At 71.7% G+C, this 9852-nt stretch carries 8 protein-coding genes; 5 read left to right on the forward strand and 3 right to left on the reverse strand.

Annotated elements, in window-relative coordinates; translation table 11 throughout:
- Positions 1–161: 161 nt before the first annotated feature.
- Together greA and AADR41_RS25525 are read right to left on the reverse strand one after the other, a co-directional pair.
- A complete protein-coding gene (greA, locus tag AADR41_RS25520; RefSeq protein WP_093550387.1) occupies positions 162–659 on the reverse strand; it encodes a transcription elongation factor GreA in 498 nt (165 codons plus the stop codon).
- A 188-nt stretch (positions 660–847) separates the two neighbouring features.
- Positions 848–1258 carry a DUF4307 domain-containing protein gene (locus tag AADR41_RS25525; protein ID WP_342283737.1) on the reverse strand — a complete coding sequence of 137 codons (411 nt, stop codon included), beginning with the start codon at positions 1256–1258 and terminating at the stop codon, positions 848–850.
- A 97-nt stretch (positions 1259–1355) separates the two neighbouring features.
- On the opposite strand from AADR41_RS25525, the gene mca reads away from it, so the two are divergent.
- A complete protein-coding gene (gene mca / locus AADR41_RS25530) occupies positions 1356–2237 on the forward strand; it encodes a mycothiol conjugate amidase Mca (RefSeq protein ID WP_342283738.1) in 882 nt (293 codons plus the stop codon).
- A gap of 1 nt (position 2238) precedes the next feature.
- Positions 2239–2472, forward strand: coding sequence for a hypothetical protein (locus AADR41_RS25535; protein WP_342283739.1), 234 nt, complete (start codon positions 2239–2241; stop codon positions 2470–2472).
- Positions 2473–2589: 117 nt separating this feature from the next.
- Here AADR41_RS25535 and AADR41_RS25540 read toward each other — a convergent pair whose 3' ends face one another.
- A complete protein-coding gene (locus AADR41_RS25540; RefSeq protein WP_342283740.1) occupies positions 2590–5874 on the reverse strand; it encodes a tetratricopeptide repeat protein in 3285 nt (1094 codons plus the stop codon).
- 605 nt (positions 5875–6479) lie between these two features.
- Here AADR41_RS25540 and AADR41_RS25545 point away from each other — a divergent pair.
- Genes AADR41_RS25545 through AADR41_RS25555 form a run of 3 tightly spaced genes read left to right on the forward strand, consistent with a single transcriptional unit; the run spans position 6480 to position 9827 of the window.
- Positions 6480–6683, forward strand: a complete 204-nt coding sequence (locus tag AADR41_RS25545; RefSeq protein WP_342283754.1) for an MbtH family protein — start codon at positions 6480–6482, stop codon at positions 6681–6683.
- A complete protein-coding gene (locus AADR41_RS25550; protein WP_342283741.1) occupies positions 6635–9058 on the forward strand; it encodes a condensation domain-containing protein in 2424 nt (807 codons plus the stop codon). Before AADR41_RS25545 ends, AADR41_RS25550 begins: the two co-directional genes overlap by 49 nt.
- Positions 9051–9827 carry a hypothetical protein gene (locus AADR41_RS25555; RefSeq protein WP_342283742.1) on the forward strand — a complete coding sequence of 259 codons (777 nt, stop codon included), beginning with the start codon at positions 9051–9053 and terminating at the stop codon, positions 9825–9827. The genes AADR41_RS25550 and AADR41_RS25555 overlap by 8 nt, the downstream gene beginning before the upstream one ends.
- Positions 9828–9852 lie beyond the last annotated feature (25 nt).

Genomic DNA, 9852 nt, shown 5'->3' on the forward strand with positions numbered 1-9852 from the left:
CGTCGCCGCCGAACTGAACAGCCGGCCACGCAAAACGCTTGGCTGGGAAACCCCAGCCAAGCGTCTCACTAAGCTCCTGGCCACAGCCAGTTGACCTCTGTGTTGCAACGACCCCTGGAATTCGCCGTCGGGCCGGGGGCTCCTGGCGTCGGTGTGCGGGATCAGCCGGTGTACGGCTTCGCCGCGAGGATCTTCACGGTGGCCGTCTTGCCGTTCGGCAGCTCGTACTCGGCGTCGTCGCCCATCCGCTTGCCGTTCACGCCGGTGCCGAGCGGCGACTGCGGTGAGTACGTCTCGATGTCCGAGCTCGCGTACTCGCGGGAGGCGAGCAGGAAGGTCATCGTGTCGTCCGGGTCGCCGTCGAAGGCGATCGTCACGACCATGCCGGGCTCGACCACGCCGTCGTCGGCAGGCGCCTCGCCGACCTTCGCGTGCTCCAGGAGCTGGGTCAGCTGGCGCACCCGGAGCTCCATCTTGCCCTGCTCCTCCTTGGCGGCGTGGTACCCGCCGTTCTCGCGCAGGTCGCCCTCCTCACGGGCCGCCGCGATCTTTACGGCGATTTCCGTGCGCGCGGGACCAGACAGGTACTCCAGCTCGGCCTTGAGCTGGTTGTACGCCTCCTGCGTGAGCCAGGTGACGTTTTCGCTGGTCTGGGTCACAGGGTGCTCCTCGTCGGTACTGGGAATACAAAGCATCGCCCTACCCGTAAGCATGTGCTTCCACGGGTGGGCGAAACCACGAGCCTAACAATTCCGCAGGAAAAGGGGGAGAAGGTAAAACGTCGGGACCGCGTGTGCGCAGGTCAGGCCCGGCGTGGTGGTTCAGGGACGGGGTGCGCCGGTCGGCGCTACGCCCCGCCGTCGGTGGTGCAGCCCAGCAGCTCGACGCTGGTGGCCCTGGCCGTCGTACGCAGCGACAGGACACGGTCGATCCGGTCGGTGCGCTCGTCGAAGCGGAAGTCCTTGCGGGCCACGTCGCTGCCGTCCTTGTGCTGCGCGCGCAGGGTGCAGTAGCCCTTGGCGTCCTTGTCCTTGCGCACTTCCAGATGGATGTCGACCCGCTGGTCCGAGACGACCCGGCGCTTGATCACCTCGGCGCTGATGCCCTGGCCGGTGACATAGTCGTAGCCGATCCAGCCGACCACGCCGAGCAGCACGGCGCCCAGCACCGAACCGACGATCTTGAGCTTGCGGTCCGCACGCTGGTCCGCGGAGCGGCCGTAGCGGTTCTCCGGAAGCGTCTCGGGCACCGCCGTCATGATCATTCCTTCCGTACCGGGGATCGAGGAATTTTCCGCCCCCCGGTTCGGTCACTATAGAAGCCTGCCCACATGCCGAATCACTGAGGATCGAGTCTTGACCGAGCAGCTGCGCCTGATGGCCGTTCACGCCCACCCCGACGACGAGTCGAGCAAGGGCGCGGCCACCATGGCCAAGTATGTGTCCGAGGGGGTGGATGTGCTGGTGGTGACCTGCACGGGAGGCGAGCGCGGCTCCATCCTCAACCCCAAGCTCCAGGGCGACGCGTACATCGAGGAGAACATCCACGAGGTGCGCAAGAAGGAGATGGACGAGGCCCGGGAGATCCTGGGCGTCGAGCAGGAGTGGCTCGGCTTCGTCGACTCCGGCCTGCCCGAGGGCGACCCGCTGCCGCCGCTGCCCGAGGGCTGCTTCGCGCTGGAGGACGAGGAGAAGGCCGCGGGCCGGCTCGTCCGCAGCATCCGTGCGTTCCGGCCCCAGGCCATCACGACGTACGACGAGAACGGCGGGTACCCGCACCCCGACCACATCATGACCCACAAGATCACGATGATCGCCTTCGACGGCGCGGCGGACACCGAGAAGTTCCCCGAGTCGGAGTTCGGCCCGGCCTGGCAGCCGCAGAAGCTCTACTACAACCAGGGCTTCAACCGGCCGCGCACGGTGGCGCTGCACGAGGCGCTGCTGGCCCGCGGCCTGGAGTCGCCGTACGGCGAGTGGCTGCAGCGCTGGAAGGAGTTCGGGCGCGACGAGCGCACGCTGACCACGCACGTTCCGTGTGCGGACTTCTTCGAGGTCCGGGACAGGGCGCTGATCGCGCACGCCACCCAGATCGATCCGGAGGGCGGCTGGTTCCGCGTCCCGATGGACATCCAGAAGGAGGTCTGGCCGACCGAGGAGTACGAGCTGGCGAAGTCTCTCGTCGATACCTCCCTCCCCGAGAGCGACCTCTTCGCGGGCATCCGCGACAATGCCTGATATGTACGCGACCCAGGCACTGACCGACCTCGTTCCGCTTGCCGAAGAGCTCGACAAGAACAAGGTGACCCCCGGCGTTCTCGGCTTCATCGTCTTCGCGGCGCTCGCCGTGGGCGTGTGGCTGCTGATGAAGTCCATGAACCGGCACATGGGCAAGGTCGACTTCGAGGAGGCCCCGGATCCGGACGCGGTGGCCGAAGAGCCCGTGGCGGCCGGTTCCGCGAAGCGGAAGTAGCCCCGAAGCAGACGACGGTGAGCGCGGGCGGCCCCGGAGTTCCGGAGCCGCCCCGGCACCGGTCCGGCCGGTCGGCGACCGGCCGGAGCCACGGACGTGCCCGGACCCGGGACGTCCTCAGTCGTCGGCCTGGCGGTACGCGGCCGGCACCGGCACGCCCATGACCTCCCGGGCGTGGCGCGTCGGCGTCATGCCCAGGCGCCATGCCTGCCAGCCGTCCTCCAGGTCCACGCCGCGGTTCAGCACCACGGCGAACGCCGACGCGCAGTCCTCCAGCTTGCCGTCGCGCGCCGGGTGCCCGGCCCGCAGCAGCTCGGCCAGCTCCTCCTGGGCCACCGCCGTGCCCACCTCGCTGCCGCCCGGCGACGCGTAGGGCAGCAGCGTGCAGCGCAGGAAACGGGCCCAGTCCGCGCCCCGCGCGTCGCCGTACGAGTCGAACAGCTCCACCGCCTCGCCGCACAGCTCCAGCGCCTGCGGGGACCGGTTGTTCCCCGCGTCGATCAGCGCCAGCTCCAGGCACGTCCACGCCTCGCCGTGGGCGACCCCGATGCGCCGGAAGTCGGCGCGGGCGTCCATCAGCAGCTGGCGGGCGAAGCCGGAGTTGCGCAGGTTCCCGGTCTGGGCCGCCCGCTGGTCACGGGTGACCCGGCCCGAGTGGTGGCGGGCGCACGCCAGCCCGTACACGTCCCGCATCCGGGAGAACATCGTGCGGGCCCGCTCCAGCTGCCGGACCGCCCGGTCCGTGTCGCCGCTCTCCTCCAGGGCCTGGCCCAGGTAGAACAGCGTCCACGCCTCGCCGCGCGCGTCCTCGTTGTCCCGGTGCCGCTCCAGCGCCTGATTCAGCCGCTCCACCGCCGGGGCGGGATCGCCGTCCAGCAGCCGGGCCCGGGCCAGCTGGGTCAGCGCCCAGGCCTCACCGCGCTCGTCACGGGTGCTGCCGTACAGCTCCAGGGCCCTGGACAGCGCCTCCTCGGCCCGCGCCACATCGCCCATCCGCAGCAGGGTCTGGCCGAGCTGGAAGCGGGTCCACGCCTCGCCGTGCAGCGACTCGCCCTCCCGGTGCAGCACCAGCGCGGCGTCCAGCAGGGTCAGCGCCCGGTCGAGCCGGGCCCGGTCGCGCTCCACGGCCGCCAGGGCGTGCATCGACCAGGCCCGGTCCTCCGCCTGCTCCTCGGGGGACTGCAGCTCGATCGCCTCGCGCAGCCGTGCCGACGCCTCGGTCAGATTGCCCTGGTGGTGCAGGGTGATGCCGAGCGAACAGAGCGCCAGCGCCGTACCCGCCCCGTTCTGCGCCTCGCGGTAGAGGCCGACCACCGACGACAGGGTGGTGCGGGCCTTGTCCAGCTCGCCGAGCTGGCGGGCCGCGATGCCGGTGCGCCACTGCACGGACCGCTCCAGCAGTCCCTTGTCCACGGCCTGCGTCAACTCGCTGATCTCGCCCAGCCGGTAGAGGTCGCCGCGCAGCAGGCAGTAGTCGCACAGCGCGCCCAGCAGGTCCAGCACGGCGCCCTGGTCGACGCCCTCGGCGTGCCGCAGCGCGGAGGTGATGAAGCTCGACTCGTCGTCCAGCCAGCGCAGCGCCGAGTCCAGCGAGCCGAATCCGTGCGAGCCGAACTGCCCGGCCCGGGTGGACATCTTGCCGTCCACCATGCGGATCACCGCACCGGCCAGGTCCGCGTAGTTCCGGATCAGCCGCTCCTGCGCCGCCGTGCGGTCCGCCGCCGGCTCCTCGTCCCGCAGCCGGGCCAGCGCGAAGCCCCGGACGAGGTCGTGCAGCCGGTAGCGCGAACCCCGGACATGGGTCAGCAGCCCGGCCCCGGCCAGCGTCCTCAGCAGCCGCTCGGCCTCCTGCTCGTCGGCGGACAGCAGCGCCGCCGCCGCGGCGGCGCCCAGGCTCGCCCGCCCGGCCAGCGCGAGCCTGCGCAGCAGCCGCCGGCCCTGCTCGGTCTGGTCGGTGTAGCGCAGCCACAGCGCCCGCTCCACCGGCTCGACCGGACCGTACCCGGCCAGAGAGGCCGCGAGGTCGTCGCGGGTGCGGGCGCCGAGCGAGGAGCCCGCGATGCGCAGCGCGAGCGGCAGCCCGCCGCACAGCTCCGTGACGGTGTCCGTCGCCCGGGAGTCGTACGGCCCCTCCTCCGGGGCCCCGGCCGCCTCGCGCAGCAGCTCCTCCGCGCCGGCCGCGTCGAGCGCGCCGACCGGCAGCTGATGGACCCGGGCGGGGACGTCGTCCGGCAGACGGAGCGGTTCCCGGGCGGTGACCAGGACGAGGCTGTCGGAGCGCTCCGGGATCAGGGTGCGCACCTGCGCCGCGTCACCGGCGTCGTCGAGGACGACCGCCACGGGGGTGCCGGTCAGGTGCTGGTGGTACAGCTCGCTCAGCCGCCGCACCTGCTGCTCGGCCGACGCCCTGCCCCGCGCCGACGGGTCCGCCCCGCCGGGCGACGCCGCCCCGTCCCGGAACAGCAGTTGCTCACGGGGTGCGCCCAGCCGGTTCAGCAGATGCAGCAGCGCGTCGCGGGTCGGCAGCGGCGCCTCACCGGCCACATCGCCGCGCAGATCGACCACGCAGGCGCCGCGGAACAGGTCCTTCAGACTGTGCGCGGCCCGCACCGCGAGCGCGGTGCGTCCGGAGCCGGGCGTGCCGTGCAGGACGACGACGGTGGGCTTGGTCTCGGTCGACGCGCGGGCCTCGCGCACCCACTGCGCGATCTGCGCCAGTTCGGCACGCCGCCCCGCGAACGGGCCGTCGCCGGCGGGCAGATGGCCGAAGGACTGCTCCAGGAGCGCGCGGGTGCGGGCCGCCGCGCTGCGGTCCGTGCGGCGCGGCGACGGAGCCGTCCGCGCCTGCGCGGGAACCTTCTTCGCGGGGGTGCGGGACGAGGCGGTGAGCATTCGCTGCTGGTCGATGAAGGGGCGGATGCCCCGTACCTCCAGAGCTGCCAGCCACTGCAGCCGCAACTGCTCGGCTCCGCCCGGCTGTCCGAGCGCCCCGGCCCGCCGGTGGGCGGCCGGCCAGTGCGAGGCGGTGACCTTGGCGACGGTGGCGGTGGCTCCCGCGACCGCGACGACGGCGCCCGCGCCGAGGGCCGGCCCGGCCGCCGTACCGAACGCGATGTCCGCGCCGAAGGCGGCGACCGCGGCAACTCCGGTGACCAGCAGCGGTGTTGCCAGCGCTCCCCGGTTGAAGCGCTGGGCCAGTGGCTGCGCACCGGCGCCGGCCGCGTCCAGTGCCTGGACGTACGCGGCGTACTCCTCGGACGCGGCGTCCGCCAGTGAATCCAGCGCGGCCCGCCCGCGCGCCGTCAGCGTACCGGCGTCGGCCCGGCCGCCGGAGCGCCGCATCTCCTCCTCGACGGCGCGTACCAACAGCCCTTCGGCCTCGGCCCGATGGCTGTCCCGCATAGGTGTCCTCCTTGGATACGACGGTCGCGACTGCCGCGCACGGCAGACGGCGGTTCGAAGACAGGGCCAGTCTCCTGTCTGCGGCCCGTCGGCGCGAGACGCCGCACCCGCGGAGTGCGGGCGGGGGTCCGGCGGGCGGGCCGACCAAGATCACGAACGGTGTCCGGCCGCATCCGCTCGGTAGTGGATATTTCTGACGGCTCCACAGAAACCCGGAATCCGCTTCGGGTTGACAACAGGCGCCGCGCCGAAAGCTTCATGAGTGCCTTGACGGAGTCGGAGTCGGCGCCTTAGGTTCGTGTTGTCGTCAATTAGATGTCAGATGCCGTGAAGCGATGTTCTGATCGCCCGGACTCTGCTCGATATCGGCAATGGGGGAGATGGACGATCAACCCGGTGACGGGTGCTCATATTTCTTGACTCACGGCTGCCCAGGACCCGTTCGCGGGTCGCTCGCGTGCGCCGAAGGGTTCCGGTTCCGCAATTCGCTGCGGAGGCTAAAGGTGGCGACCGCGCGGCGGACGCCTTTTTGATCCGGCCCTGAAAATGAAGTGCTCCGATGTGTCTCCAGCATATTTTTATTGATTTGCGTGGAAGGGATTCGTGTGCCGGGCGATTCGCGTGCTGTCCTTTATCGGGTGGTCGTCAACGACGCGGAACAGTATTCGATCTGGCCGGCCGGCACTCCGGCCCCGGTCGGCTGGCGCGCAGAAGGCCCGGCCCGTTCCGAAGCGGAATGTCTCGCCCACATCGAAGAGGTGTGGACGGACATGCGCCCGCCGGCGCTGCGCGGGCGGACGGCGCGATGAGCGCCCGGGCGGCGCGCGTGCCGGGAGGCCGGACGGCGGGGATCGCGCACCACGAGTCCGTCGTCGAGGCCACCGTCTCCGAGCAGCAGCGCGCGATGTGGTTCCTGGAGCGGACCGGGCGGCCCGGCACGTACAACATCGGGTCGACCGTCCGGATTCGCGGAGAGTTCGATGTGCCCGCCATGGAAAGGGCATTGGCCGAACTCGTGGAACGGCACCGGATTCTGCGTTCCGTCCTCACCGAGGGCGAGGACGAGACCGGCGTCCGGCAGCGCGTCCGGCCGCTCGACGAGATCGATCTGTTCGACGAGACGTGGGACGGACGGGCCGAGACACCGTTCGACCTGAGCTCCGGTCCGCTCGTGCGCGCCCGCATCGAGCGGCAGGCGCCCGACGACCACCTCTTCTACCTGTGCTTCCACCACGCGGTCTACGACGGGGGATCGGCACCGGTCTTCTGGCGTGAACTGTGGCGGGCCTACCGGGGGGAGCGCCTCGACGAACCTGCCGTGCAGTACGCGGACTACGCGATCTGGCAGCAGCAGCGGCTGGCCGGAGGCGTGCTCGACAAGCAGGCCCGGTGGTGGGCCGACACGCTCAGCGGCTGTCCGGTGCTGACCACGCTGCCCGCCGACCGGCCCCGCCCGGCCCATCCCAGCAACGCCGGCCGCGAGTTGCGGCTCAGGATGCCCGAGCCGATCCGGCGCGGCGTCGAGGCGATGGCGGAGGCGGAGGGCGCCAGCTTCTACATGGTCGTGCTGGCGGCGCTGCAGGCGTTCGTGTCCCGGGTCTCCGGGCAGGACGACGTGGTGATCGGCTCGCCGCTGTCCGGCCGGGTCAGGCCCGAACTGCGCGAGGTCATCGGCTGTTTCGTCAACACCGTCGCCACCCGCGCCGACCTCTCGGAAGACCCCTCGTTCCGCGCCCACCTGGGCCGGACCCGAGACCATGTGCTGGACCTCTTCGACCACCTCGAACTGCCCTTCGACCGGGTGGTGGAGACCGTCAATCCGCCCCGGTCGCCCAGCTGGTCACCGCTGTTCCAGATGCTCTATGTGCACCAGGGCGACATCACCGAGCGCGACACACCGTCGGAGCTCCGGGTGACCGAGGTGGACGAACGGACCGACAGCGCCAAGTTCGACTGGCTCGTCACCACGTGGCAGGACGCGGAGGGCATGGTCCTCAGCGTCGAGTACGCCACCGAGCTGTTCGACGACGGGACGGTACGCAGGCTCGCCGATGAGTTCCTCGGCCTGCTGGGCGCCGTGCTCGCCGATCCGGACCGGGCGCTGAGCGGCCACCCGGTGACCGCTGCGGCCGGAGCGGCAGCGGGCGCGACGGCGGGCGCGCCGGTCACGGCCGACGACACGGTGCCCGCCGCCGAGGACCCGGCCACCCCCACCGAGCAGTACCTCGCCGAACTGTGGCAACAGCTCCTGGACGTCCCGCAGGTGTACCGCAACGACGACTTCTTCCACCTGGGCGGGCACTCGTTCCTCGGTATCCGGCTGCTCAACCGGGTCCGCCTCCAGTACGGCCTGGACCTGCCCACCGCGGCGCTCTTCGAGGCCCGCACCCTCTACCGGCTGGGCCGGGCGATCGACCGTGAACTGACCACCCCGGCCAGGGCCGAACTGCTGCCGATGGCCGAGGGAAGCGGACCGGCGTTCTTCCTGGTCCACCCGGTCGGCGGCGGAGTGGGCTGCTACGCCGGTCTGGCCAGGGCACTGGGGCGGCCCGTCTACGCGCTGGAGGCGGTGGGCCTGAGTACGGTCGAGGAGATGGCGGAGGCGTATCTGACGGCCGTCGAGTCGGCCGCGCAGCCTCCGCTGGCCTTCGGCGGCTGGTCGATGGGCGGGGTGGTGGCGTTCGAGATGGCCCGGCGCCTCGAACTGCGTACCGGCAAGGCGCTCCCGGTCCTGATGATCGACAGCCATGTGCCCGATCCGCAGGACGGGCCGGCCACGGAGGCCGACCTGGTCTCCTGGTTCGCCGAGGACTGGGGAGCGGCCGTCGGCACCGACCTCGGCCCGTCCGTCACCACCCGGGAACAGCTCTGGCAGCGCGCCCGGGAACACGGGCTGCTGGAATCCCCCGGCGACGGCGGCCTGGTGGAACGGCTGCTCGACCGGTTCGAGACCAATCTGCACGCCATCCGCCGGTTCACCGTCCCCGGCGGGTACCCGGGCCGGGTCTGTCTGATCCAGGCCGGGGACGAGCCCCGGGACCGGGCCGACCACGGCTGGGGCGGCGTGACCTCCCGGCCGGTGCGCACCATCGCGCTGCAGGGCGACCACTACGGCGTCATGCGCGGACCGGAGCTGGCACCGACCCTGGCCCGGCTGCTCCAGGAGGCGATCGATCATGGCTGACACCCTGGTGGTGCTGGACTTCCCGGGCCGGCGCGCCGAGGCCCGCCTGTCCGACCTGCGGCTGGAGGACCGGGGCTGGGACGTGCTCTACGCGATCAGCGAGCCGTTCAGCCGGTCGGTGGAACCGTCGCGGTACGTGGCGCACCTGGCGGAGCGCTGCTCCGGCACGTCGGTCCGCGCGGTCCTCGCCTACTGCATGGCGGCCCCGCTGGCACGTGACCTGGCGGAGCGGCTGGGCGGTGCTGACGGGCCGGTCCCGGTGGTGTTCTTCGACGGGGAGCCGGGTGCCGGGGCGGAGATCCGCGAGACGGTGGGGGTCGTCGTACGGCAGCTCACCGGGGGGAGCGCCGAGCAGCTCGGCAGCGAACTGACCGCGGCGCTGGCGGACACGGAGCTGCGCGAGCGCCCGGAGCGGGCCATGACGCTGCTGGCCGAACAGGTGGTCAGGCTGGGGGCCGAGGTCTTCCAGGGGGACGGATTCGACGAGGACGAGGCGGTGGCGGCCGCGACGCGGGTGTCCGGCTTCTACCTCGACTGGATCGCCTTTCTCGTGGCCTCGTTCCGCGCCGGGTCCGCGTCACCCCGCGCGGGCTGCGTCACGCACATCCGGTCGGCGGACCATCCCGTCGGCGACGACTGGATCAGAGCCGGCTCCCTCGACGTGCACGTCGTCGACTGCGTCCGGGCGGGCCTGCTCGCCGATCCGCGTACCCGTGAGCTGACCGCAGACCTGCTGGGGCACCCCGCTCCCGCTCATCTCGACCGGTAGTCCTCGAACCTTCCCTTCTGCTGTG

The organism is Streptomyces sp. CLV115, assembly GCF_038448545.1.
Classification (GTDB): Bacteria; Actinomycetota; Actinomycetes; order Streptomycetales; family Streptomycetaceae; genus Streptomyces; species Streptomyces sanglieri.

What these genes read in the sequence shown, in the direction of transcription:
- AADR41_RS25540 (WP_342283740.1), bottom strand. Translation starts at nt 5,874, where the DNA reads ATGCGGGACAGCCATCGGGCCGAGGCCGAAGGGCTGTTGGTACGCGCC.
- AADR41_RS25555 (WP_342283742.1), top strand. Translation starts at nt 9,051, where the DNA reads ATGGCTGACACCCTGGTGGTGCTGGACTTCCCGGGCCGGCGCGCCGAG.
- AADR41_RS25535 (WP_342283739.1), top strand. Translation starts at nt 2,239, where the DNA reads ATGTACGCGACCCAGGCACTGACCGACCTCGTTCCGCTTGCCGAAGAG.
- AADR41_RS25525 (WP_342283737.1), bottom strand. Translation starts at nt 1,258, where the DNA reads ATGACGGCGGTGCCCGAGACGCTTCCGGAGAACCGCTACGGCCGCTCC.